At 63.7% G+C, this 24,735-nt stretch carries 16 protein-coding genes; 5 read left to right on the top strand and 11 right to left on the bottom strand.

Annotated features, from left to right (window positions below; all coding sequences use genetic code 11):
• The first annotated feature begins 448 nt into the window (after positions 1 to 448).
• Entirely contained in the window at positions 449 to 2,275 is a 1,827-nt protein-coding gene (locus NQJ30_RS15670) for a PIG-L family deacetylase (protein WP_255770936.1), read from the top strand.
• A gap of 28 nt (positions 2,276 to 2,303) precedes the next feature.
• Here the strand turns inward: NQJ30_RS15670 and NQJ30_RS15665 are convergent, their stop codons facing one another.
• On the bottom strand, positions 2,304 to 3,959 hold the full coding sequence (locus NQJ30_RS15665; RefSeq protein WP_255770935.1) for a thiamine pyrophosphate-binding protein: 1,656 nt from the start codon (positions 3,957 to 3,959) through the stop codon (positions 2,304 to 2,306).
• 120 nt (positions 3,960 to 4,079) lie between these two features.
• Positions 4,080 to 4,583, bottom strand: a complete 504-nt coding sequence (locus NQJ30_RS15660; protein WP_255770934.1) for an Lrp/AsnC family transcriptional regulator — start codon at positions 4,581 to 4,583, stop codon at positions 4,080 to 4,082.
• Positions 4,584 to 4,676: 93 nt separating this feature from the next.
• On the opposite strand from NQJ30_RS15660, the gene hisC reads away from it, so the two are divergent.
• From hisC to NQJ30_RS15640, 4 genes are all read left to right on the top strand, one after another.
• Complete coding sequence (gene hisC, locus NQJ30_RS15655) at positions 4,677 to 5,774, top strand: histidinol-phosphate transaminase (RefSeq protein ID WP_255770932.1); 1,098 nt, start codon at positions 4,677 to 4,679, stop codon at positions 5,772 to 5,774.
• A gap of 54 nt (positions 5,775 to 5,828) precedes the next feature.
• Complete coding sequence (locus tag NQJ30_RS15650; RefSeq protein ID WP_255770931.1) at positions 5,829 to 7,241, top strand: amino acid permease; 1,413 nt, start codon at positions 5,829 to 5,831, stop codon at positions 7,239 to 7,241.
• Between the two features lie 180 nt (positions 7,242 to 7,421).
• The gene (locus tag NQJ30_RS15645) at positions 7,422 to 7,817 is read left to right on the top strand and encodes a type II toxin-antitoxin system HicB family antitoxin (RefSeq protein WP_255770930.1); all 396 of its coding nucleotides are present in this window, start codon (positions 7,422 to 7,424) and stop codon (positions 7,815 to 7,817) included.
• A gap of 88 nt (positions 7,818 to 7,905) precedes the next feature.
• Entirely contained in the window at positions 7,906 to 8,148 is a 243-nt protein-coding gene (locus NQJ30_RS15640; protein WP_255770929.1) for a hypothetical protein, read from the top strand.
• Between the two features lie 16 nt (positions 8,149 to 8,164).
• Here the strand turns inward: NQJ30_RS15640 and NQJ30_RS15635 are convergent, their stop codons facing one another.
• The 9 genes from NQJ30_RS15635 to NQJ30_RS15595 all read right to left on the bottom strand — a co-directional run bounded on the left by NQJ30_RS15635 (position 8,165) and on the right by NQJ30_RS15595 (position 24,713).
• Positions 8,165 to 11,335 (bottom strand): UvrD-helicase domain-containing protein, encoded by a 3,171-nt coding sequence (locus NQJ30_RS15635; protein WP_255770950.1) that lies wholly within the window; start codon positions 11,333 to 11,335, stop codon positions 8,165 to 8,167.
• 2 nt (positions 11,336 to 11,337) lie between these two features.
• Positions 11,338 to 13,971 (bottom strand): PD-(D/E)XK nuclease family protein, encoded by a 2,634-nt coding sequence (locus NQJ30_RS19085; protein WP_255770928.1) that lies wholly within the window; start codon positions 13,969 to 13,971, stop codon positions 11,338 to 11,340.
• The gene (locus tag NQJ30_RS15625; RefSeq protein ID WP_255770927.1) at positions 13,968 to 16,553 is read right to left on the bottom strand and encodes a sigma-70 family RNA polymerase sigma factor; all 2,586 of its coding nucleotides are present in this window, start codon (positions 16,551 to 16,553) and stop codon (positions 13,968 to 13,970) included. The genes NQJ30_RS19085 and NQJ30_RS15625 overlap by 4 nt, the downstream gene beginning before the upstream one ends.
• Positions 16,554 to 16,633: 80 nt before the next feature.
• Positions 16,634 to 18,319: a nuclease-related domain-containing DEAD/DEAH box helicase gene (locus tag NQJ30_RS15620; protein WP_255770925.1), complete on the bottom strand. Its 1,686-nt coding sequence runs from the start codon at positions 18,317 to 18,319 to the stop codon at positions 16,634 to 16,636.
• Entirely contained in the window at positions 18,316 to 18,879 is a 564-nt protein-coding gene (locus NQJ30_RS15615) for a hypothetical protein (protein WP_255770924.1), read from the bottom strand. Before NQJ30_RS15615 ends, NQJ30_RS15620 begins: the two co-directional genes overlap by 4 nt.
• 596 nt (positions 18,880 to 19,475) lie before the next feature.
• Positions 19,476 to 19,676: a hypothetical protein gene (locus tag NQJ30_RS15610; protein ID WP_255770923.1), complete on the bottom strand. Its 201-nt coding sequence runs from the start codon at positions 19,674 to 19,676 to the stop codon at positions 19,476 to 19,478.
• A gap of 220 nt (positions 19,677 to 19,896) precedes the next feature.
• The gene (locus NQJ30_RS15605) at positions 19,897 to 21,573 is read right to left on the bottom strand and encodes a hypothetical protein (protein WP_255770922.1); all 1,677 of its coding nucleotides are present in this window, start codon (positions 21,571 to 21,573) and stop codon (positions 19,897 to 19,899) included.
• A gap of 130 nt (positions 21,574 to 21,703) precedes the next feature.
• Positions 21,704 to 23,293, bottom strand: a complete 1,590-nt coding sequence (locus NQJ30_RS15600) for a TY-Chap domain-containing protein (protein ID WP_255770921.1) — start codon at positions 23,291 to 23,293, stop codon at positions 21,704 to 21,706.
• On the bottom strand, positions 23,283 to 24,713 hold the full coding sequence (locus tag NQJ30_RS15595; RefSeq protein WP_255770920.1) for a TY-Chap domain-containing protein: 1,431 nt from the start codon (positions 24,711 to 24,713) through the stop codon (positions 23,283 to 23,285). The genes NQJ30_RS15600 and NQJ30_RS15595 overlap by 11 nt, the downstream gene beginning before the upstream one ends.
• Positions 24,714 to 24,735: the final 22 nt, after the last annotated feature.

Here is a 24,735-nt window from a genome sequence, read left to right as displayed (position 1 = left end):
CGATACCGACGGACCACAGATCACCGCCACGAAGCGCTAAAGTCCGCAGCGTCCGGCCCAGGTGAACAGTTGCAGTGCCATAATGCTGCTGTCGAGGGTTACTGGAGACGACGAAACCTGATACCGCGATTCTGGATTCTTCGTACCTCCGGGCCCGGCTGGCTTGTGGCTTTCATCATGCGGCCACGCTCTTAATGGCGCAGGGTTTTGGACATGGGAGTACATGATGGCGCGTATCGGGGTCGAGGCAGTTTCCAGACGCGAGAATGGCTCGCGTGTCCTGGTCGGGGCGGACGCCCGGCAACCCCTGCGTGACGTGAGGCGGTTTCGCGATGCCGACAGGGATGTCGCCGCCCGGGACCACCGGCTTGCGTTCCGCGCAGCCCGCAGGCGCATACGCCCGGTCTGGACCGCTACCGCTGCTGGGCCTCGGGCGCTCCGCGGCCCTGTGCCCACACTGCTGGCGAGTTCGCTGAGCTTCGTTGCCCACGAGGACGATGACCTGCTGTTCCAGAACCCGGATATTAGCGACTGGATAGTCTCCGGTCTGCCGCATCGCACCGTGTTCCTTACGGCTGGCGAGTTCGATGGGCTGGGGAACCGCACGAGGGAGGAATACGCGGCAGACCGCCAGAACGGAGAACGAGCCGCCTATGCGCTCATGGCCGGCGTCGCTGACCACTGGGACCGGTCCAGCATGGATGTCGATGGCCGGCCGATTGAGATCGACACGCTCACCGATGCCCCCGGCCTGGTCCAACTGATCTTCCTGTGCCTTCCTGACGGAGGAGACGCCAATCATCTGGACGCCTTGGGGAAGTTGTTCCGCGGGGAGTCCGCTTCACAGCCAACGATCGTGCCCACGGGGGGACCGGTGGCCACCAGCCTTACGTATACTCGGGCGGAACTCATCAGTACGCTGACGTCCCTCATGGAGATTTTCCAGCCAACCATCATCAGGGCGCAGGATCCGTGCCCGGACCCGAGGGCCGCCGACGATCACGAGGACCACATAGCAACGGCACAGTTCGTGGCCGAGGCTGCGGCCAACTACCACGGTCCAGACAGCTCGCAGCACGCAGCGCTGGTCAACTACCGCTGCTACAGCATCGCCGGTTCGCAGCCCAACCTGACCGGGCAGCGATCCGCCGAGAAGGCCTCCATCTTCGCAACGTACGCCGCATCGGACCCGCAAGCCCATGACCTCGGTTGGACCTCGTCGAGGTACTACCGGTGGCCCTCCGGAAGCGTGTGGGCGGCCCGCGACGGGCTGGGCACGCCCCGCGCCTTCGCCGTCCTGGACGGTCAGGTCATGGCGTGGCATCAGGATCCGATCAGTTGTCAGTGGGAAGGACCCACCGAACTTGGGGGTGGTCCCGTCGCTCCGCATCTGGCAGTGGGGCACAATGCCGACGGCCGGCTTGCGGTGTTTGCATTCCGGATCGACACCGGAGACATTATGACGGCGTTCCAGACCGGACCCGACCTCGCATTTTCCGACTGGGTCAACTTGGGCAACCCCGACGGCACCGGATCGGCGGCCACTGGCACCCCCACCGTCGCCAGCAACCGGGACGGCAGGATGCAGGTTTTTGCGCGCAATCCCAGCGGCGGAATGAGCACAATTGCCCAAAATGGGCCCAACCTCGACTTTTCCGACTGGCAGGACGTCGACGGCGGGACGGACCTAATCAACGAGCCCGCCGCGGCCGTTGTGACCGCCGACGGCCGCATCGAGTTATTTGCCAGCAGCGGCGATGGCGTGGAGCGCTGGTTCCAGCCTGTCGCGAACGGACCGCTGGAGCATGACCCGGCGTTTCCCTCGAGGGCCGCCGCCGGGGCCCCGCAGGCAGCCGCGGGGCGTGACTCCCTGTTGCGGGTGTTCTACAGAAATCCACAGGACGGCAACGTGCTGGCGTCGCTGCAGGCCGCCGTGAATGGCGGCTGGGATCCCGTTGTGTGTGACCTGGGCGGTCCGGCGGGTCAGGGGCAGACCACGGTGCTGACGAGGCCGGCACCGGACGGCCGCCTGGTTCTGGCCACCCACGCAGATCCGAGTACGGAGTACTTCGACCTGCAGGAAGACGACGGCACCTTTGCCGGACTCTGGACCGAGCTCCCCTGCTCCCTGATGGGTGTACCCGCGGGCGTGCTTCAGGCCAACAACGTGTTGGCGATGCTGGGGATTGGGACGGACGGCTTTCTCTACGTCAACCAGCAAACCGTAAACGGTCCGCCCTTCGATTTCCAGGGCTGGATCCGCGCGGGAGCGTAGCTTTGACACACCGAAGATGATCGAGGCACTATCCCGCCACCGCCGTTGCAGCCTGTTTGGCGTTCATCCACTCGCTCATCCACGGAGCCCGGACGCTCGAAGTGATGCGGCAGTCGGCCACGAAGGTTCCCTTCGCGCCGGCGTCGATCCAGTCCTGAAGTGCCGACAGGTCGCCAAGCGAGCGGACAACAACAGACTCGGCACCCAGAGCCCGCGCCACGCCGCTGAAGTCCACCTCGGGGATCAGCATGGGCTTTTCGGTCAGGCCCTTGGAGGCGTACTGGTGAATTTCGGCTCCGTAGGCGGCGTCGTTGTAGATCACTACAATCGCACTGCGCGCCGTGCCAATGAGCGATTCGAGGTCGGACAGACCCATCAGGAAGCCGCCGTCGCCCGAAGCCAGCACCAGGGTGCGGCCGTCCTCCACGGCACGGGCTGCCCCGACGGCGCTCGCAAGTCCCAGCCCGATGCTCTGGAAGGCCGTGCCCACCATCACCAGGTCCTGCGGCCGCGGGATCCGCCAGTACATGGGTGCCCAGCCGAGGAAGTGCCCGCCGTCCTGGACCACCGTGCGGCGCTCCGGCAGCACGGCGTCCAAAGCGGTGGCCAGGGCGCGCGGGTCTAGCCGGCCGTCCGGCGTCTCCGAGGACCCTGCTGCGTGGCCCGGTCCCTCGGCCACGCGCTTGCGGGCCTCCGCGCGCCACGCGTCGCCCGAAGCGCCGCCGTCCAGCAGTTGGAGCAGGCGCCCCGCAGCGGACTTCACATCCGCGCTGACGAACGTGTCCACCCGGGAGTGCGTCGGCTGCAGCGCGGTGTCGATCTGGATGACGGTGCTGTCCGGGCCGAGCAGGTGCCCGAACCGCAGGGTGAACGGGCTCAGGCTGGCCCCGGCCACCAGGACCACGTCGGCCTCGCCCATGAGGCCCGCCGCGGTGTCGGTGCCGAAACCCCCGGCCACGCCCAGGTACCCCTCGCCATTGAGGAGGTTGAGCGCCAGGGCGGTTCCGGCGGTCAGTGCGCCGATCCGGTCGGCGAGTTCGCGGAGTTCCGGGCCGGCGCCGGCGAGGTGCGCACCGCGGCCGGCGAGGATCAGCGGCCGCCTGGCACCGGCCAGAAGGCGCGCTGCCTGCCCAAGGCCGCCGTCGACGTCGTGCGTCACCTCGGGTGCCTGCGGCTCCGGAAGTTCTTCGTCCGCAGCCTCGAGCGCCGCGAGGTCGTAGGGAATGGCAATCGCGACGGCGGTGCGCTTGTTGAGTGCGTACTCCACCGCCTGCCGGGTGATGGAGCCCGCGGCGTCGCGGGTGACGGTGAAGGTGGCCGCGCCGAGGCCCGCGGCGATGGCCGCCTGGTCCACGTCCTGGGGCCGGGCGCCGCTGCTCGGAGCGTCCCCGGTGACCAGCACGACCGGGATCTGCGCCTGGACTGCCTCGGCCAGGGCGGTGAGCGCGTTGGTGTAGCCGGGGCCGTAGGTGGTTGTGCCCGCGGCGAGGCGTCCCGACGCCCGGTAGTAGGCGTCGGCCGCGGCGATGGCGGCGCCCTCGTGCCGGACGGCGGAGAAGCGGAGGCCCAGCTTTTCCGCGGCGTCCAGGAAGTAGACGTTGCCGTTGCCCATGACGCCGAAGACATCGCTGACGTAGCTGCTGAGAACCTGCGCCACGCGGCCGGAGACGGTAAGAGTAGTCATGCAGGAATCTTGTGGCCTAGTTCACGCATAGGCAAGGGGCTCGAGTTTAGTTGGGATATTTGGCAGTCGACTGCCTGATCGAGTGAAAATATGCGCACTTGTGGCGCGCGTCACCCGGACTTAGCTGGAAGGGCGGGATTCCTGCTCTGAGAGCCGGGCCAGGAGGCCGTCGTAGCGGGGCGGCATGAGTTCCAGCACGGAAATGGCCGTGCTGGTGCGCTGGATCCCCTCGATCTCCAGGATCTCGTTGGTGATGCGGTAGAGATCGGCCGTGCTGCGTGCCACCACCTTGGCCATGAGGTCCGCGTCCCCGGTGGTGGCGTGCACCTCGATGACCTCCGGGATCGCGGCGAGCCCGTCCTCCACGGCACCGGTCCGGGTCTGGCTGATGGACAGCGAGAGGAAGGCCATCAGGTCATAGCCCAGCGCGGCGGGGTCCAGCCTCCGGCTGAAGGAACGGAGGGCGCCGCTGCGCTCGAGCCGCGCCAGCCGTGCGTGGACGGTGTTGCGTGCGACGCCGAGTGTCCGGGAGAGTGCCAGCGCGCTGGCTTCGGGATCCTTGTCCAGGGCCAGGATGATCCTGCCGTCGAGGGAATCCAGGTTGCGCGGGTTCGGGATGGTCATATTTTCACCACAGTTGTTAGAAGTTGAGCAGAAGTCCCAATGGGTTGAGGGTATCTTGCATTGTGGGCCCGGTCACAATCATGATCGTTGCTCATGACCAGTGATCAGCTCCTTATCGCACCGGACACCGCGCTACCCGCCCTTCGTGGCGCCGTGGCCGGCCTTCCGTCCTACGTCCCGGGCCGGCGCGGCGCCGGCGCGGACATCGCAGCCCTCGCCAGCAACGAAAGCCACTACGCTCCGCTGCCTGCTGCCGCGGCTGCGGTGGCCGAAGCGGCCGGCACTATGAACCGCTACCCGGACAGCGCCGCCGTCGAACTCCGCGAACGGCTCGCCCGGCACCTGGCCGTCACCGCCGGGGAGGTCGCGGTGGGGCCCGGCAGTGTGGGCGTCCTCCAGCAGATCATCACCGGACTGTGCGACGCCGGGGATGAAGTCATTTTCGCGTGGCGCTCCTTCGAGGCGTACCCCATCCTGGTGGAGCTGGCCGGCGCCCGGCCGGTCCGCATCCCGCTGGACGAGGGTGAGGGCCACGACCTCGACGCCATGGCCGCGGCCGTCACCGGCCGCACCAAGGTGATCCTGCTCTGCACCCCCAACAACCCCACCGGCGTGCCGATCAGCCACGATCGCATCGAGGCCTTCCTGCAATCCGTCCGCCCCGACGTCCTCGTGGTGATCGACGAGGCCTACGTGGAATATGCCGAAGCCGGCAGCGGCCCCGACTCCCTGGCGCTCTACCGCCGGTACCCGAACGTCTGCATCCTGCGCACCTTCTCCAAGGCCTACGGCCTCGCCGGACTGCGGGTGGGATATGCAATTGCGACGCCGGCCATCGCCGAGGGGCTGCGCCGCACCGCTCTTCCCTTCGCGGTGAGCGCGCTGGCGCAGAAGGCGGCCGTCGCGTCGCTGGAGGCGGGGGAGGAGATGGAAGCGCGGGTCGCCGCCGTCAGGCAGGAGCGCGCGCGGATGGCCGCGCAGCTCGAAACCCAGGGCTGGAAACTGCAGCCGAGCCAGGGGAATTTCCTGTGGATCAGGGCCGATGACAGCCTCCGGGCGAGGCTGGTGGACGCGTTCGACGCCGCCGGCATCCTGGTCCGGGCGTACCAGGGCGACGGCGTGCGGATCACCGTGGCCGACCCCGCCTCCAACGACCGCGTGCTCCGGCTCCTCGAAGCCCACGCGGCCTGACAACTGACTGACCTTTTACCAAACCCGTTCCACCTACAACCAGAGGAATCCTCAATGGAACAACAGACAAAGACGTCTGCCCGCGCCCTCGGCGCGGCCCTTAAACCCCGCCAGTTGACCATGATGGGCCTGGGTAGCGCCATCGGCGCCGGCCTCTTCATCGGCTCCGGCGCAGGCATCCAGGCGGCTGGCCCGGCCGTGCTGATCTCCTACCTCGTGGCCGGCACGCTCATCATCCTGGTGATGTGGGCCCTCGGCGAGATGGCCGCCGCCAACCCGGACAGCGGCGCCTTCTCCGTTTACACCGCCAAGGCCTACGGGCCGGTGGCCGGCGCCACGGTGGGCTGGCTCTGGTGGATTCAGCTGGTGGTGGTCATCGCTGCCGAGGCGCTCGGCGCGGCGGGCCTGCTGGCCACCATCTTCCCGGCCCTGCCGGTGTGGCTGATGGCGTTTGTGTTCATCGTGGTGCTCACCGCCGTGAACCTCACCAGTGTGAAGAACTTCGGCGAGTTCGAGTTCTGGTTCGCCCTGCTCAAGGTGGCCGCAATCGTCGGGTTCCTCCTGGTGGGCGCTGCCCTGCTCTTCGGCTGGCTGCCGGGCGTGCAGTCGCCGGGCCTGTCCAACTTCACCGGTGCCGGGTTCGCACCCAGCGGTTTCGCCGGGATTGCCACGGCACTCTTCGTGGTGGCGTTCGCGTTCGGCGGCACCGAGATCGTCTCGGTTGCGGCAGCCGAAACCGCGGAGCCGGCCCGCAGTGTGAAGAAGGCAGTCCGGACTGTGCTCTGGCGCATCCTCATCTTCTACATCGGTGCGATCTTCGTGATCGCGGCTGTGGTTCCCGTAGGTTCGGCCGGGCTGAAGAGCCCGTTCGCCGCCGTGCTGGATGCCGCCGGCATGCCCGGCGCAGCCACCGCCATCACCCTGGTGGCCGTCGCAGCACTGCTCTCCGCCCTCAACGCCAACCTCTACGGTGCTTCCCGGATGGCGTTCTCCCTCGCCGAGCGCGGCGACGCGCCGCGCCTGCTTGCCGCCGTGTCCAAGGCCCGTGTACCGGTGGTCGCCGTCCTGGCCAGCGTCGCCTTCGGCGTTGTCACGGTGGTGCTGGAACTGGCCTTCCCCGAAAAGGTCCTTCCCGTCCTGCTCAACATTGTGGGCTCGACGTGCCTGCTGGTGTGGACGTCCGCACTCCTCGCCCAGCTCGCGCTGCGCCTCCGCGCCGACCGCGAGGGAACGGAGCTTCCCCTGCGGATGCCCGGCTTCCCGTGGCTCACGGTGTTTGGTCTGGTGATCCTCGCGGCAATCTTCACGGTGGGCTTCATCGGAGAGGACTCACGCCCACAGCTCCTGAGCACTTTCGCACTCGTGGCGCTGCTGGCGGTGGCGAACTGGCTGCACCACCGGAACGGCAAGGTTGCGCCGGTTGTCGAAGCTTCGGAGGGTGCAGAGCCCCGGGTGCTCGTGGACTGAGCCAGGTGCTTCGAACCGCTTCGTGGTTCGTGTGAACGGAGGGCACGTCCGGATTTCCGGGCGTGCCCTTTGTCATGTTTACCGGCTGGTCCATGGCCAGCCCGGGTCCATGAGTCCTTCCTGGATTTCGGGCAAGGTACGATCCGATGCACCTTGAGATGTGGTGCCAAAAGTGGCACCATGGTGCGTGTGGCGAGCATCGACAAGATCGAAAAGCAAGCTAGAAACTCACCTGAGAAGGCTGCCGCGCCGCCCCCGGTGGCGCATTACCGTTACTCGGTCCAGTGGTCGCCGGAGGACCAAGAATTTGTGGCCACAGTTCTCGAGTTCCCGTCCCTCTCCTGGCTGGATGAAGACCAGTTCGAGGCGCTCCGGGGCATTGAACGCCTGGTGTCCGATGTAATTGATGAACTTAGACACTCGGGTGACCCTGTGCCCGAGCCCATCGCAATGCAGAAGTTTAGTGGCCGTCTCAACCTTCGGGTGCCCCCAGAGCTTCATCGGAAGTTAGCAATTGAGGCTGCCAATCACGGCGTGCCCCTGAACAAGTATGCAACGGCGCGGTTGACGGCATAACCGCACGGTCACGGTTACAAAAAACGCTTACCCCTAAGAAATTTTTGTAACTACGCCGAATGTCCGTGGCCAGGACTAGGTTGCAGGCATGACCAAAGACGGCAAGACAACGAGAACCGCCACGAGGAAATGTCTCGTGTGCGGGCATGAAGCCTGTCGCATCATGTACGGCATGATCATGCCCGACACCCGGAAGCAGTATCCGAAGGCGGAGTTCGTCGGATGCGCCATCATGGAGGAATTCAGGATCTACCCCGCTACAGGAAAGGTTGAGACGGGCGTACCGAAATGGGCCTGCCAGAATCCTGAGTGCCGGCACCGTTGGTGGTAGGCCGGCACAATCGTCCCTAGACCTCGCTGATCTCGTAGATACTTCCCAACGCCGGAAAATGGATCAGCGTTCGCACCACGGGTTTTCCTGTTGCAGCCAGTACCGCACTCCTGTAGGCAGCCATCTGCCCCAGGTACTTTTCGCGCACATGGCCGCCGGGGTTGTTGCCGGGGTAGGTTTTGTGGTCGACGAGTACGAATCCTTCTGGCCCTTCCAACAGCAGGTCGATCCAGCCTTCCATGACTTGGTTCGCCGGCCGCCAACCTATGGCTGCTTCACGGTGCCGTAACCACCCCGGGAACTCCGAGTCGAGGTAGGCCTCGAACCGATCCCCGGACGTGATCAACAACGAAGGATCAACGGTTCCTTCGACCTGCCAGCGTTTGACGATCCTCTCTGCCAGATCCCTCCGTTCAGCCGGGCTGAGTGCAGAAAACTGCGTTCCCAAGTAAGCATGGACTGCGCTGCCCACCGCACCCCAGTCGTCGGAACCATGCTCGGCAAGCCGTGGACCGAGCTCGGCCACGGCGGTAACCTCGGCGTCGTGTCCGGAAGAGTCCAAGGACGATGCCGCAAAACGGGCTGGCAACGCCGCAGCAACAGAGGGGACCGGTAGTGCGTCAGCAAACTTCGGAGCCCACTCCGCAGCTGCCTGGACAGCCTCCAAAGGCTCGAGTTCTTCCACAATCGCGGGGAAGCCCTCACCGTCGGCTATCTGGATGACACCCTCGGTGCTGTCCTCCTCGTCTTTCGACCAGGACACCAGTCCCGCAGCACCTAGGTTGTTCAAGAGTTCTGGCTTGCTGCTCTTTGCAGTCAGCACCGTTGTCTCCACCGCCCGGGTCATGCCCACGTACATGAGCCGTGACATGTTGCGGCGGTCGCGTTCCTGCGCCCGCTCCGCTACCTCGCTGTTCTTGCCTTTTGCGTCCAGCGGGGAGCCGCCGTAAGGGAAGGGGCTGGGCCAGAACCGGATCCACCGCCCGGCCAGCGGCTGCGCCAGGTCAAAGCTGCCCACTTGCTCCACTGCGGCCCCGAACGCTGCAAGCCTCAGGTCCTTGTCCAGACCCTCCATGATCACTACGGGCCATTCGAGTCCTTTGGCCTTGTGGTATGTGAGGACGTTGACGACGTCGTCCCCGGCATTCTCAGCAGATTGCTGCTCTTCACTGCCGAAGAATGCGAGGAAACCGCGCAGGGTCGCGGGGGAGCGGAGCGCCAGGCACCGCTCGTAATAGGTGTGGATCGCACCGCGGGCGGCGTCGAGATTCCTGAGCCGGGTAGCCGGTGAAGACCAGCCGGCGATGAGCCGGGGCAGCCCAAGAATACCGGTCACGGCCTCGAAGACCTCGGTGGGCGTAGCCATGGCCGCGCGTTCCCGCAGGCCATCGAGTGCGGTCACCAAGGGGTCGGCATTCCACGCCTCGAGCACGACGGCGGCATCCGGGGCTTCGAGGAGCTGCTGCTGCCATGTTGCATGGGCCGAGTGGCCAGGATGCAACGCCACGAGCTCGGTCAACGCCACAGTGTCATAGCCGTCAGCGATGAAGGCCATTCCAGCCCGCGCTAGCTGCACCTCCCGCGCGTCAGATAGCATACGGGGGTTGCGGCTGGCACGGATTCCCAACGCGTCAAGTGCCGCGGAAAGGGCTTCCACGTCCGCGTTGGATCTGGCCAGGATGGCCACATCCCCGGCCTTCAGCTCCTTCCGCCGTCCCAGCAGGGACGCTACACCAGCAGCCGTTGCTTTGAGCCGTTCGGCGTCATTGGACTGGCGCCGGGTCCAAGCCTCAAGGGTGCCCGGGGACCAATCCGCGTGTGCGCTGGGGAGCTCCAAATGGACAGTTTCGGGAGGCATTCCGTGCCGCTCGAACACCTCCTCGAACACGGCGTTGCTCAGGTCCACCACCGCCTGGTGGGAGCGCCACGTTTCCGACAGCTGCTCCCGCTGGCTGACCTTGGCAACCACAGCTTCCATGAGTTCGGGGTCGGTGCCGCGGAACTCATAAATTGCCTGCTTGGGGTCGCCCACCCAGACGGCTTCCTTCACAAGACTGCTGAGCTGCAGGAAGAGTTCCAGCTGGAGGGGGCTGGTGTCCTGGAACTCGTCGACTACAAGGAAACGGACACGCCCGGGGAACGAGCGGCGGAATGCGGCGTTGTTGCGTGCCAGCTCCAGGACAAGGGTTTCCTGGTCCACGAAGTCCATGAGGCCGTGAAGCCGCTTGAATTCTGAGTAGGCATCGAGGCAATCTGCGGCGCACACAAAGATGCGACGGATGTACTGTTCAAGGTCGTTGTGGAAAGCAGGGTTGGAGAGCAGGCCTTCCTTGATAGCATCCGTCGCGGATGCAAAGAGTGCTTTGACGGCCGTGGGAGCCGCGGAACCAACGACGCCACGCCACTCCTCCCAAGTGATGCTTTCGATGTCGCCCATCGACGCTACCTTGTGCAGGATCTTGGGAACGTTTTCCCTAAAGGCGGCGGTAGTTAGGGTCACAGCTTTCCCGGCGGGTGTCTTGCCGTCTCGCGCGGTGGCTTCAAGGTCGGGCACGCCAGCGCGCAAGTCCCGCAGCCAGCTCGCCCTGTCGTCTGTGCCGGGTGGGTCAAGAAGCTCGCGTAATCCACTCCAGGACCGCTCGGCGCAGACGGCAAGCTCCTCCGCATCCAGCAGGTTGGTCCGGGCGGCGTCCACAACGGCACGGACCATTTCCTGCCAGGTTTTGGCATCCCGTGCGCCGGCGTCGTCGGTGCCCATACGGTGTGCGATCGGGATAATTGCCGGAGCGTGCTCGGCCAGGATTTCATCGGTAGCCAAGTTGAAGATGCCGGCAAGCTGTTCCTCCCCGATGACCTCAAGGGCAGGGGATAGACCCGCGTCAATGGCATGTTCCTGAAGCAGCTGCCCGCAGACGCTGTTCACGGTTCCGATGAGGCTCGCCGGGAGCTGCTGGGAGGCGAGCCGAAGGGCAGTGGCAGCATCGGCGTCGTCCGTCGCCTCAGCCTGTTCCAGGAGCCTGGCGGCGATGCGTTCGCGCAGTTCGGCCGCCGCCTTCTTGGTGAAGGTGGTGGCCATGATGGCCCCAGCAGGCAGGCCTGCCGCGATCTGGTCCACGATCTTGCCTGTCAGGGTGTAAGTCTTCCCGGTGCCGGCGCTGGCCGAAACCATGGTGACGTTGTCCAACATATTCACGAGTAGTCCCCTTTGAGTCCACAAAGCGTTCCAAAATCGCAGTACCGACAGTTGGGTTTCCTGTGTAACCGCTCGTTCTCAGCCGCGAGGGCGGCAGCGGTGGGCTCACCTTCGGCCAGCGCCTTCTCGGCAGGCTGCGTGGCAGTGATCCTTCCGGCAAGTACTTCCTCAACCGTGAATTCCACGGCACGCACGGCGCGGCGCCACAGCTCTGGCGTGTCCTGCACGGGTTGCACCGCAGCGCCGAACTCCGGATGGGCGGACGCAAATGTTCCCTGTTTCAGAAGGAAATATGCGGCTGGAAAGTCTGGCGGCACGTCCGTGTCGTTGAGAGCCCATTGGTACAGGGCCAGCTGGAGTGCTTCACCCCGCTGGACGTCCTCGCGGAGATACTTCTCGGTGTTGCTCCACTTGAGGTCGACGACGGAGGTCCGTCCCTGGGCATCGATGCCCACCGCGTCGGCCCGGCCTGCTACGGAAACGGTGAGCTGAGATCCGCCCACTGTGAGAGTCAGGTCTTTGCTGAACTCCTGCTCCATGTCCTGCAGCACCACCCCGCCGCGCTGCAATTGCTGGAAGAACATCATGACAGTGGCTTCGATGGTGGCGCGCACACCGGCAAGCCGGTGCAGCTGGCCGGGCAGGAGCAGCTCCGATGCCAGCTGGGGCAGGAGACGCCCGACGACGGCGCTCACCTCGGCTGCTTCCGGAACCGAACGGTGAAGCGGCCGGAGCTCGCCGTGCAGGACCTCGACGACCTTGTGGGCAAAGATGCCCAGCATCTGGTTGCCGGCGGGCACTCCGGCGGCGTCGGGCACCCTGAGGTGAGCCTTGTGTTTGAGCGCCCAAGCGAATGAACAGCCGAGCAGCGTGGACAGCTGGGAGTAAGAGATGCGTTTGGGAACGAGCGCCGGGTTCGGAGCTACCTCGTGGAGGGGAACTGGTGCCGTGGGCCGTTGCTTGGTAACGGGGGCCAGCTGCGCATGACGGCCCGCCAACGACCATCGGCCCACGTCGTCGGTCAGCTGTTCGGGTCCGACAGTCAACGCGGCCAGTCGGGCCGCCACGGACACCGCCTGCCCGGTTGGCTGGGCGTCCACGAGTGCCTCCAGGAGGGGGTTTCCCGCCACGCGTTCTCCATTGCATTGCTGGATCTGGACCAGAACGAGGTTTCTTGTCCGGGTCGAAGCGGCGAGTGTCTGGGTGACCTCGAGTGCGCTCAGTTCTTCCGGTGCCGGCATAAGCACACCCGCCTGGGCGAGGGCTGCAACGTCGTGGGCGTCCCAACGACGGTTATGCTGCGCACTGGCGCCCTGGAATCCCCACCACAGGACCTGGTCAACTTCATCGTTCAGTTCGGCCAGATGGCCGAGCCGCAGCCATGGTGAGGCTTCCGCTGAAACCATGGACCCTGAGGACGGAGTAATCACTGCGGCGATGATCCGGCGTAGGTCCCTACGGGACACACGAGGCAGGGGCTTGATCAGGGAAAGGATCCGCTGCAGAAGCGACGCCGTGGCCTTGGCGGTTTCGTCGATGGCTGCGCGGGCATGCAGCCGGGCTGCCAGCCATTCCGCCCTTTCGGCCAGCTGGATGCCGCTGACATCACGTTCTTCAATAAGGAGGCCCGTGTTGAAGACGTCGTCCAACATGCGTGCAACGTCCGGGCCGAGGTGTTCGTCGCCTTCAATGTCGGCGATTGCCGCAATCCAGGCGTCTCCTCCGATTCCGGGTTCGGCCTTGAGCGCGCCCAGAAGGTGCCGGGCGGCGCCCCGGCGGACCGGTGAACCGGGAAGGCTGAGCAGTTCGGAGAGGAGGTGCACGTTCACCGGTGACCAGATGACTTCGAAAAACAACGGAATCAGCTGGTCCTGCGGCCGCCACACCGAAGGCGTGGCGACGCCGAGCGCTGGCAGCCCGTGGCCGGAGAGGTAACTGTCCAGAAGTGCGCTGCTGTCGGAACAGACGACGGCGGTGCTGGCGTTGTCGCCAGAGGCCAGCCACCTGGCGGCTGTTTCCGCGGCGTCCCACTCAGTTTCAGCTGTCAGGATGGTCAGCGTGGGAGGCGTGGCGGCTGAGCATACTTCGCTGATATGGGCTCCACGGGCGCGGAGCTTCCCGATAATTACTTGCCAAACCTGCGGAAAGCTATGCTCCGGGTGCTGGAGGATGAGCTCATCGATGCCAAGCGGCAGCGGCGAGTCAATGGCAGTCAACAGCTCTGCAATGTCATCCGCCAGCGAGGGCGAGAGCCGTCCGGGCGCCTTTTCAGCTGCCGAGAGTGTCTGTAGCAACGGGGACGGCGCTTCTGAGTCATGCCCCCGGGAGGGGAGCAGACCGTCCCAGCCATTGGAGACGACGTCATCCCGGGCGGCGAGTAACTCCTGGGCGGTCGACCACGGGTCCACCTTGAAGGACTCATGGAACCACGCATCGGGGGTATCGATGGTCTGAAGACGCTCCAGGTACTGGCTGACACGTTCAGCGTGGCCGGTCTCTGGACGGGTGATGCCCAGCCGTGTCTGCAGAAGGGCCGTGAAGTTTTTCCGGCCCACCCTGATCCGGTTGAGCCCAGGACGCGTGTAGGCCCATGGTGCCCGGTCCAGATGCCACCCAAACTCGATCTTCACTTTTCCCCCATGCTTTGACTGTTGCTCGGTTCTATCATGCTTGCGACAGCCTCCGGCAACTCTGTGTCACTGTCTGCGGCGGTGGATGAAGGAACAATGGCCCGAGCCGGCCGGTTTTTGGCGTCCGGGTCGTAATTTGTGAAGTAGAAGCTCCTGAGGACACCGGAGACGGAGTCCTCCTTGAGCCTGTCCATCGTCTTTCTTTCGATCTGCCGGATGCGTTCCCGTGTCACGCCATACACTCTGCCGATTTCGTCCAGTGTCTTGTTCTCACCGTCAGTGAGTCCAAAGCGCATTGCGATCACGGCGGCTTCTCGCTCCGTGAATCCGTCGAGCATCGTGTGGATTCGCGCAGTCAGCTGTTCGCTGGCCATGTACTCGAAAGCATCGATGTCGGTGGGGTCCACCAATTGCTCACCGAGTGCTTCCAAGCCGCCCCTGCCGTCCGGAACCAGATAGTCCAGTGAAAACACAGGTCTGTCCAGGGACAGGAGCTGCTCGACTTTTTCGGCGGAGTTGCCCGTGAGCCTTCCAAGCTCTTCGAGGCTGTACACAAGACCATTCTTCGCGGCCTCTCGCTGGACAGACAGTACTTTGTGGATCTGCTCCACCATGTGGACGGGCAGCCGGATGATGCGGCCCTGGTCCGCCAAAGCGCGCGTTACGGCTTGGCGGATCCACCACGTGGCGTACGTCGAAAACTTGTTGCCCAGCGTGTAGTCGAACTTGCAGACGGCCCGGTGGAGGCCGATGTTCCCTTCCTGGATCAGGTCCATGAAGTCCAAGCCGTGGTTCACGTATCGCTTGGCGTTGGACACGACAAGTCGGAGGTTTGCCTCCAGAAGGGCGTCCGCGGCGCGTTCACCCAGCAGGGCAATCGCGCGGAGCTCCCGCGATTCCTTGCGTCCACGGGGAGTGCCGTCCGCCAAGAGGTGCGAGGCAAAGAGTCCGGCCTCGATCTCCTGCGCAAGCTCCACCTCCTGCTCGGCAGTCAGCAACTCAGCGCGTCCCGCCCGCCTGAGGTAATCGGACACCGCATCGTCGCTGAAACCCTCCAGGCCAGAGAGTTCCTCCGGCCACTCCTGGTCCTCGAGATCGAAAGATGTGGGCTGGATTTCGTCGACCTGCGGTTCGTTGGCAGGAGGGTCGAGCCGAGGGGGCACCAGTACCGGTTCGGGAACGGAAGCTTCCGCCTGGCGGAGGAAGTCCTGCAACCGGTCCATGTCCTTCTTGATGTCGAAGAATTCAACGTTGCGGGCGAACGGAAGGACTTTGCCCAGGAACTCCTCGCCCTGAACATCCGGATCCTCAACTGTGCCCTTGGAGTAGAGGACAACCAACCGGCCGGGCCGGCCGTCGGCCTTTTTGCGGATCACACGGCCGAGACGCTGGACCATCTGGCGTTGGCTGCGGTTGGCAGCAACGATGATTCCGAGGGCGGCCTCGGGGACGTCGATGCCTTCGTCGAGGAGCCTCGGTGCTGCGAGGATCTGGGATGCACCGCTGCGGAAGTCGTCCATGCCTTGCCGGCGGTCGTCCTTGGCCATGCCACTGAACACGGCCGACGCCTTCGAACCCAAGGACGTGTACAGCTCCTGGGCCCGGCGTGCGGACTCCTGGGTCTGTGTGAACACCAGTGTCCCGCGGGACTGATCGACAGTCTCTTTCAGCGCTGCCAGCGCCAAGTATTTCGTCTTGGCCTCGGCCAGCAGGGTGAGACGCGAGGACATGGCACGCATGTACTTGCGTGCAACCGTCGACTCCCTGCTCGGCGATTCCGACGCGGCCAGGGCGGCCACCGCGGCGATGAACTGATGGAACGGCCGGCGCGGAATGTCTGCGTAGGACTCCAGATTCCGGGCAGCCTCAGACATCTGGTCGGAGAATTCGTCGTAGTCGACCTGCTCGGAGGCCGTCAGGTCGACACCAACAAGGGCGATATCAAAAGGAGCAATCACCTCGTCCTTCAGCGCCCGGTCATACCAGAGCTTGTAGATGACGCCGCCAAAATAGGGCGTCAGAAGGTTCTCGTGCTCGCCGTCGGACCTTTCGTACGTCGCCGTCAGGCCGAGGCGCCAGGCGTACCCTTCCTGAAGGGCACCGGTGAACATGGGGGCGGCGTAGCGGTGGCACTCATCGGCGATGATCAACCCGGCTTTGTGCGCACGGAGCGTTTCCCGGTCGGACGCCGAATGGACGATGGCAACGAGGATGTCGACGTTGTCGAGTGAATCGGACCGGCCGTCACCGAGGGCGCCGCGCCGGGCAGTAGGCAGGTCTCGCCGCAGCGACGCCAGCCACTGGCGCTGGAGCTCGGCGGTGGGTACCAGGATGAGGACTTTGATGCCCTGCCGGACTGCCTCGAAAGCGGCAGCTATGCCGACGCGGGTCTTACCGGAACCGGTGACGGCCTCTATGACGCCGCGGCGGCCGTTCGAGTGCCAAGCCTTCAATGCTTCCTGCTGCCAGGCGTACAGGAAGGCGTAGTCGTAGGAGGCAGGAACTGACGCGGCCGGAACCGGTGCGGGCACCCGCGGAAGCGTTGCAACCGGGTACGGCCCGGCGTCGACCAGTTCTGGCATTTCATCCCCCATTGGACGGTAACGAATCTAGTGACTGAAGGTTATGCGGTGGGTCTGACAATGACGCGTGCGGCCGTTTCCTAGCCGTCCTCAGACACGGGCTTCCACACCTGCGCCCGTCCCAACACAGCCCTCAGCTCACGTCCGCCTGCTTCCTCCAGCAACCCGGAATCACCGACCACTACCAGCAGGCTTCTGGCACGGGACAGCCCGACGTAGAGCTGCTCGGCTGCCCGCTCCATGTCCTTGAAGCCGTTCACACAGAGCACCACAACCGATCGTTCCAGCCCCTTGAAGCCCAGTACGTGGCCATAAAATTCGCCCTCGCCGGCGTGGAATTCGCGCCAGTAGTCATCGGTGGCGCCGCGCTCGAAAAAGTCGAGGTGCACAGGGTGCCGCTCCTTGGTGGTCAGGAGGGCGATCTGGTTGTTGGCCCAGCCCTCGCCGATGAGCGCATCGACGCATTCGTCGGCGACGCCCAGCGCGTCCTCGGCAGGGCATTCCACCAGTCTCACTGGCAGGCCCGTACTGCCTCGCGGTGTGAAGTGGTCTCCCGCGAAAGGTTTGAGCGTTTCGGCGATCTTGCGGGTGTTCCGTAAGTTGTCATCGACGTGGATGGGCACGAAGGTGGCCGTAGGCCCGGTGGCAAGGTCCGCCGTCGCGCCTCCCCATCTGCGGTAGACATCCTGCCGGTCGTCCATAAAGGCGTATACCTCACTGGTCGCCGGGTCCTTGGTGCAGGCGAGCAGCGCGTCCCACCAGAGCGGTGCGAAGTCCTGGGCCTCATCGACCACGACAGCATCCAGCCGGTCGGCGGGGTTCATCGTTGCTGCCAGTTCCTTGAGCAGGCGGGGCATTTCCACATCGAAGTAGTCCTGGCCGGAGCCGTCCGGAACCCCCAGTCCACGCACGTATTCGTGGAATTCACCCGTAAACACCGGCTTAGCCTGTCGCCAGCTGGAGGTCCGGTCCTGCAGGTATTGGCCCAGACCCTTGTTGTAGCAGAAGAGGCCAACGCGTTTTCCCTGTTTACTGAGCAGGCGGGCCTTTTCCACTGCCAGCCAGGTCTTACCGCTGCCCGCACCGCCGGTGAAGCGGATCCGGGGGAGTGAGCGCGTCGCTTGGAGCAGCGCGGCCTGGCGCTCGGTGAGGTGGTCCTGCGCTGCTTCATCTTCTTGCGCAGTGCTGGAATGCTCGACGGCGGTGTCCAGGTTTCCGCTCAGCTTACGGACGATGCGCTCCAGAAAGGCCGGGGCAAGCGGGGCAGCCCCGCCTCCTTCGTGCTCAATGGCTTGGCGGACAAGCTCGGCGGGGGATTTGCTATCTTCCTGGTCAAGGATGAGGGACCGCGGGCAGCCGGCCATGGTCCAGTCATGGGCCACGTCGGTGAAGGGCAGGCTGACCATGTAGGCGCTGCGGCTGCTCAGCCGTGTGCCGAGCTGATCCTCAAGCCAGTTCTTGAGCGCGTGGAGCGAGCTTTGGGACTGCGCTACGGGGCTCTTGATTTTGTGCTTCCCGGAACGGTCCGACTGGTACCACTGCCCGTTGTCGATGCTGACCTTGCCGCCTTTGACCTCAATGGCGGCCATCCCCACATTGGGCCAAAGGACCAGCAGATCGATCTCATGCTCGCTGCGGCCTTCACGAACCTGGACGGAGTGGGCCAGAACGCAGTCATCGGGCAGGCTACTATTCAGCGCGTCCCAGACGGCCTTCTCGGCGTGAAAACCTTCGCCAAATTCCGGTTCCTCCGGAATGCACCTCATCGTGCTCCGACCTTCGTGTCCTGGAAGGGGGCCAGCCCGAACTGAACACGAATATCAGCCAGATCCCGCGTATTCCGGTCGATCTGCTTCATTTGGTCCTTTTCGATAATCGAGGAAAGGATGCGATTCGCGATCGCGAGACCTACCAGCACAACGGACGCCCAGCCCGCGGCGACAATAAAGTCGGGCATGGTGAGGAACGCGTTCTTCAATGCGATGACGTCGTTAACGCTGCCGGTCAGGCCGTCCAGAATGTCATTCAGCGTGTCGGTTATTGGCTGGAAGAACGGTCCCGCAGACAGTTCAGGGCTCTCGACCGTTGCGTCCCTCCCGACAGACCAGCGCGGATCCATAAGGTGGGCAAGGATGTAGAAGACCACCGCAAGGTTGGCTGCGGCAAAAGCCGCCGTGCCTGCCGTCAGGGCAGCCACCAGCCTCGCTGCAATTTTCAGCGGAGTGGAAACGCGGCTTCCAACGAGGAACAGCAGGCCGATCACCACAGCAATGATCCAAACAAAATTCTTGAACGTGCCTACGCTGGCTCCGCTGAGCAATTCCATCACGGGGTATCAGTCTTTCCACTGCTGCGCTTTTGCACGCGCACGATTCCTAAGCTCCGGAGACCGCAGCGTAGTGTTGCTCCGCGCTGAGTTCAGAAGTTGTTTCAGGTCATATTTGTATCAGCACGGCCCGACATTATTCGATTGTGTGGTTCGCGGCTCCAGAAAGTGTCCTGAATTGGTTACTCCGACCACCAAGGTGTGTCTGTGAAATCTTCACCTTGCGCGGCCTCGAGCACGGCAGCGCGTAGTTCTGGCCATGCCGTTTCCCCGTTTGCAAGGCTCCTGACAGTGTCCACACCGATGCTCCTGTAACCGAGGCGTTGCAGAGCGCTGCGCTTGACGACGTAGAACGACCACTGCTTAACGTCGAGCGGGTTGTAGTCCTCGTGCCGCTTTGCCGTGTGGACGCAAAACACGTACACATCCGCGTTCAGTTGCTTTCCTGCAGGGTCGTAACCGTGCCGGGGGTGGTACCGAGTCCCCTGCAGCCCGCCGAAGGTGATCCGGCTGGGTCGTGGCTGCTCCCACGCCTGCAAGTACACCGACGACTTCACCTCAATGCGAATCCCGTCCAGCAATAGGTCGTAGGCATCCTATTCGATGCGGTGAACACTCTGTAGTCCTAGCGCTTTTGCCACGAGGAATTCAGCGAGGTAACCCCGGGCATTGTTCATCCGCAAGTCGCTTAGCGCGAATTTCCAGAAGTCAGCGACGGTGGCGTCCGTACCGATAAAACGATCCGAACCATCAATATCTTTGGCGCCCGGGGGAACAATCCAAGGCTCCTCATCCATGTGAGAACAGTACGGCTCTCAGACGTTTCCGGGAATCCCTGAGCTCTGCTAGGAGGACGCAGTTGGTGTTGGAAAACCAGTTTGTTGTGCCCCGAATCAAGACTTCACACCCGTCGGCCATGTTGTGCCTCCATTGTTTCGAGGCCTCATCGCTAGGCTGTTGGAAGAATCGTGAAGGCAAGGCCCGACATTTCTCCGTCAGCCAAAGCGGTGATGGCACCTAGGCCTGAGTTACGTCGTGAACGGCCACCCTCGAAAGTTCGATCTCACCGTCCCCGCACTTCCAATAGTGGAGGCGTCTTGCAGCCGCGACATTCTGTTCGATATAGAGCCGCCAACAAACATCTTGGCCATTATTGCGGGCGACTACTTCAGATCCTCCAGATGCATGTGTTCTCAGCTGGTGGGCTTCACGCAAGCTGAGCCTTGCCGGATCCTTGACCAATAGGTCGACGATGGCTTTGAGAGCCTTCCTCTGTTTTTCCTGAGGCTGCTCGTAGAGGCTTTCCAGGAAGTCTTCGCCAAGCCGGTATCGGCCCAGCGTCAGCCGATTCTTGTCTGCAGCGGGAATCTGAAGCGCCCACGTGAGGCTAAGCCTGAAGTCAAAGTCTTCTACCGGGTCAAGGAACATACGTTCTGGAGCTGCTTCCTCCTTGCGGACTCCGCGGAGCTTCTTCCTCAGGTCGGAGAGCTGCTTGTTGGCAGCGGCAAGCTCGGTGCGGAGGCGGCCGGCTTCCTGCTGCACACCTAATAGTTCGGCTGCCTGCTGACGGCTGAGCATGACGTCTGCATCCAGCTCGGCTGCGTGTACTTGATGCTCCTGGTTTGCCGACTTCAGTCCAGCGACCTGGTGCTCCAGTTCCTGCCGTTTGGCGCGTTCGGCGGCCAGCGCCAGTTCCACCGACTTTAGTGCTGATGACCCTGAGCCCGGACTCTGGCTGTGTACTGTTTGGACCGGCGCGGACAGGCGGGTGACCGAGACGTCGGGTGCCTTCGGCAAAAGGTCGCGGCCGGGAACCAGCCATGGCCCTCCGCCCGGCACCAGTTCCGGAGCGCTCAACACGGGTTCGGAGTCGTCGACGTCGAGCATTGACAGCCTTATGTGGCCGCTGCTCCGGTGGATCCTGACTGCAACAACCTCGCCCTCCGTCAGGAGGTCCGCAGCTGAATCCAGCTCATTGGAGGAGATGCTGCTGATCGCTACCGTGTGGGAGTGTCCGGGAACCAAGGCCAGATCTGCCGACCCTCTCCCAACGGATCGGACAAGCGCGGGGACCAAATCGCCGTCGTCGCGGCCCTCGGCTGGGGCGGGAGGTTTTATGGCTGCGACTGAAAAGATCTGTTTCCCGGTGTCGAAATCACCCGAAACGGTCATGCCCTCGCGCAGGATCCAATGCAGCGGGACGCCGAGCCCGGTGGACTCCTCTGGCAGGAATACTTGCAAACCGCTGCTGAGCTCCACAACAGCTCGGGAGCCGTCGCGGGCAATGCTTTTGACCAGTCCGGTCTCGGCGGAGCTTCCCTTGCTGGCCGGACTGGCTGTCTTCCAGCCACCTGAAAATGCGACGTCCTCGGCATCGCTGATGATTCTTGCGGTGACAGTCCCGACATCTGCCCGGCTCCGCACAAGCCGAAGAGGGCTGCTGTACGGATCCTTGGTCCATTTCATGCCGGGTGGATAAACCCTGGCGGCGCTGCCGAAAATGTGGGTGTCAACGGGGAGGAGCTGCTCAAGTTCGTAGGTCGCGGGCCCGTTCGTGATGACCACGACGTCGGCAATCCCCTTGAGCTCCAACGCGATGCTTTCGCTGTCCAGCCGGGGAGAGTCCTCATCGGAGAACCGGGAGATCACGACCACCGGCCGCAGGCGGGAATGGTCCAACAGAAGGGCAGCCAAATCCTGTGGCTTCGGATCCGAACTGGGACGCGTGGGGGCGACGGCATCTGGCTGTAAGGCGGCAGGCATTGGCGCAGCAGGCTGGCGGTTGCGGCGACGCTTTGGCATGCTCTTCTCCTCCGAACGATTCTTAGCTCGCGCGCCGCAGGTTCCGGACCACTCCGCCTGGGTCAAAGTCCAAAATGACGCCGCCGTCGGGCCCCGGGCCTCCCGGGAAATCTCCGCTGTGCCAGCGGACCGTCTCTGGATCATGGCAGCGCCGGCCGCGCGCCAGGCCCTCCAGTAGCTGGTGCCCGGCTTCAAGGGGCGGAACGCCCTGTTTGTGCCAGTTCGGGACTTCCTCGTCAGGCGCGGACCAGCCGTTTCTCACGAGATAGTCGGTGTCGATTGGCCACTCGTCCGCGGGAAGGAACTCTTCCGAGACGATCTCGCACCAAACGCCGTCAGCGCTCGGGTTTGCCTGGGCGTATGGACGGCGCGGCCCGTCGGTCTCGTCACCGTAATCAATGCTCAGGAACGAATTCCACGGCATGTTGGCCAGCACATCGCTGACCAGCTCGCCCGCCCGCGCCCACTGCTCTTCGACGCTGTTTTGAGTCCTGCAGAGTTCAACGAGGCCGGCGAACTCCTCTTCACCGACCTCGGGAGGCATGACGGCCCCGATCACCGACTCCCAGGCTCCAAAGTGCCGGCGTATTGCAATGACGGACGGTCGATCGCGGCCGGCGGCTGTTTCGGCAATGACCCAGCTGTCGTAGCTTGACACGTCTTTCGGAGAGCCGAAGGAGCCGTAACTCTCCATGAACCCTCTGGATGCCTTGACAAAATCAGTGGGGCCGAACCGGTCGTTGGCTGACGGGAGTTGCAGCCCCACCGAGTTCAATGCCGTCTCCCAGAACCCTTGGCCCAACCGCCGGCGGAGGTCTTTTGCGGGAACAGGCCAGCTTGCAGTCGGGTTGGCCGTAGTGTCTCCTTCTTCCCCTGAGTGTGCCCAAGCTATTTCCTCATAGTCCGAGTATGAGATTCCCGCTACATCGCCAGCGCGGATTGCCTTTGCCGTCGCTTCAATCAACCCCAGGATTCGGGCTGTCTTCTTATAGGAAAAACTTGGGCCCAGGAAGTTTCGGATTTCCGCGATGGATGACGGGTCCATCCTTCCCAGAGCCAGTTCATGGTCTGGCGTCAGTCCGCGGGCGAATCCGGTGGCGTAAAGCAGACTCAGGGCATCGATGGGCAGTCCCTCGGGGACATTGGAAACCCTTCCGTGTATGTCCTTGACGATCGGCATGCTCCGGAGCATCTCCACGGCTATGGGAACGTCCAGCTGGACGCCCAGCGCGGCCAGCACTTTCGGTACATCGAGGACATCGATTCCGGCACTCATGAGCTGCTCGAACCGTTCCATCTCCTGAACCAGGATCTTGGCCGTTGAGGAACAACGATCCCGGAGCGCTGCCGACCGCTGTTTCTCGCCACGGTCCGCTATGCGTCCGCTAAGGATGCCCAGCAAGTCCCAGCTGCTTAGGCTTGTGGCCTCCGAGATAAATCTCAGCGGATCCCCGGCGAGAAAAGACCTCATGGCCTGCTCAATGGTCTCAGCGCGGTCACCGGCAGCTGTCGAGCCGAGGTGCGGTGTCGTCATCGTGTGTTCCCATTCGTCTAGTAATGATCGAGTCCGGCGGGGGACGTCTGCGAAGGTCGCGAGAGCCTTAGCCTGCATTTCTCAGAGTCTGTGTTTCCCCAGCGAGGGCGTCTTCGAGAGTCACGCCGTGGTCCCGCCCGGGGCCGTTTAGGGGCTGTCGGGTGCCCCACCTGAGTTGCCACGGATCAGCACACAGGCGCCCGTACCGCAGCCCCCTAAGAAGCTGATGCCCCGCCTCATGGACGGGCACCTTCTCCTTGCACCAATTAGGAAACTCGTCGTCCGGGGCAATCCAGTGTTCTGATTTCAAAAGGTCCACATCAATCGGCCACCGATCGGTCGGCAACAGTCGCTCGGACACTATTTCGCACCAAATCCCCTCGGGCCCCCGCGTACCCTCCGCGTATGGCCGGAGTGCCGCGCCACCAGCATCGCCGTACTGAATGTGCAGCGCCCTGTTGCGGGGCATATGAGCTAGGAGTTCAGCGATGTACTCTCCGGCGCGCACCCATGCCGCTTCCACGGCTGCATCCTTGCCTTCCAGGAACGGTGCATAGCGTAGAAGCGACTTTGAACGCTGCTCCAACCCTTCATTTCCCTGGTAATCAAGGACCTGACTGAGCGCTTCATCCCAGCCGCCGTAGTGGTCTATGACCTCGAGGGCTGATGGACGGTTGCCATCCAATACAGTCTCCGCCGTGACCCAGCGGTCATAAACCTCGAGGGTCAACGGAAAGTCAGAGTCGGCACATTCTTCGGCGAAATCATGCAGCGCGGGGTCGAACTCGTCCAGTCCAAGACGATCTGCGGCTGTGTTCAACTTCAACCCGACCGTGTTCAGGGCCTGCTCCCAGCTGCCGGCACCGAGGCGCCGCACCAGTGTTGGGGCAGGGGGAGGCCAAGGGTCAGTGCCCTCGGAAATGTAGTCTCTGAGGCGCCTTGAAAGGGGGTTCGCGGTGGCGTCGTAATCCGCGACGGACAAGGACGTGGCAACCCGTGCACGCACAGCCAGTTTGGTGGTCTCCGCAGTTGCGAGAATTTCCGCGAAGCGCCTTGGTGGGAAGCGTGACTTCGTCAGGAGTCGCAGTTCGATGACTTCATCCGCGGGTATCTGGCCAAGCGCCAGCTGGTAGTCAGGTTCGATCCCATGGCGTTTTCCAATGACGTAAAGCAGCGCGAGCTTGTCGCTAAGCCGGATTGGCTGCGAAAGGATCGTGGGGTCGTAGACCGGGACCCAGCGGATGCGCAAGAGTTCGACGGCGACCTCGACGTCGATTTCCTTCCCGAGTGCATGCAGCACCACAGGAATTTCAGAGCGGCCCATTCCGGAGCGGTTCAGCCTGGTGGCCATTTCCGCGCTTTCCCAGATGGAGCCCAAGGCGGCCCGACCCCTGCCCCGGACCGACCGGTACCGCTCAAGTTCGTCTTCCGGCACCGTCTCCACAATGAGCGCATCGCAGATGCCGGCGACGCTCCCGCCGAAATCGTTGGCGATCACCCGCAGCGGATCGCCTCTACGG

Origin of the sequence: Pseudarthrobacter sulfonivorans (genome assembly GCF_024391045.1) — a bacterium.
GTDB classification, from domain to species: domain Bacteria; phylum Actinomycetota; class Actinomycetes; order Actinomycetales; family Micrococcaceae; genus Arthrobacter; species Arthrobacter sulfonivorans_B.
The sequence above is the reverse complement of the archived record's forward strand: the minus strand, read 5'-3'. Positions and strand labels throughout refer to the sequence as shown.

What these genes read in the sequence shown, in the direction of transcription:
- NQJ30_RS15600 (WP_255770921.1), bottom strand. Translation starts at nt 23,293, where the DNA reads ATGCAGGCTAAGGCTCTCGCGACCTTCGCAGACGTCCCCCGCCGGACT.
- NQJ30_RS15645 (WP_255770930.1), top strand. Translation starts at nt 7,422, where the DNA reads ATGGTGCGTGTGGCGAGCATCGACAAGATCGAAAAGCAAGCTAGAAAC.
- NQJ30_RS15665 (WP_255770935.1), bottom strand. Translation starts at nt 3,959, where the DNA reads ATGACTACTCTTACCGTCTCCGGCCGCGTGGCGCAGGTTCTCAGCAGC.
- hisC (WP_255770932.1), top strand. Translation starts at nt 4,677, where the DNA reads ATGACCAGTGATCAGCTCCTTATCGCACCGGACACCGCGCTACCCGCC.
- NQJ30_RS15610 (WP_255770923.1), bottom strand. Translation starts at nt 19,676, where the DNA reads ATGGATGAGGAGCCTTGGATTGTTCCCCCGGGCGCCAAAGATATTGAT.
- NQJ30_RS15635 (WP_255770950.1), bottom strand. Translation starts at nt 11,335, where the DNA reads ATGTTGGACAACGTCACCATGGTTTCGGCCAGCGCCGGCACCGGGAAG.
- NQJ30_RS15615 (WP_255770924.1), bottom strand. Translation starts at nt 18,879, where the DNA reads ATGGAATTGCTCAGCGGAGCCAGCGTAGGCACGTTCAAGAATTTTGTT.
- NQJ30_RS15660 (WP_255770934.1), bottom strand. Translation starts at nt 4,583, where the DNA reads ATGACCATCCCGAACCCGCGCAACCTGGATTCCCTCGACGGCAGGATC.
- NQJ30_RS15625 (WP_255770927.1), bottom strand. Translation starts at nt 16,553, where the DNA reads ATGCCAGAACTGGTCGACGCCGGGCCGTACCCGGTTGCAACGCTTCCG.
- NQJ30_RS15620 (WP_255770925.1), bottom strand. Translation starts at nt 18,319, where the DNA reads ATGAGGTGCATTCCGGAGGAACCGGAATTTGGCGAAGGTTTTCACGCC.
- NQJ30_RS15640 (WP_255770929.1), top strand. Translation starts at nt 7,906, where the DNA reads ATGACCAAAGACGGCAAGACAACGAGAACCGCCACGAGGAAATGTCTC.
- NQJ30_RS15650 (WP_255770931.1), top strand. Translation starts at nt 5,829, where the DNA reads ATGGAACAACAGACAAAGACGTCTGCCCGCGCCCTCGGCGCGGCCCTT.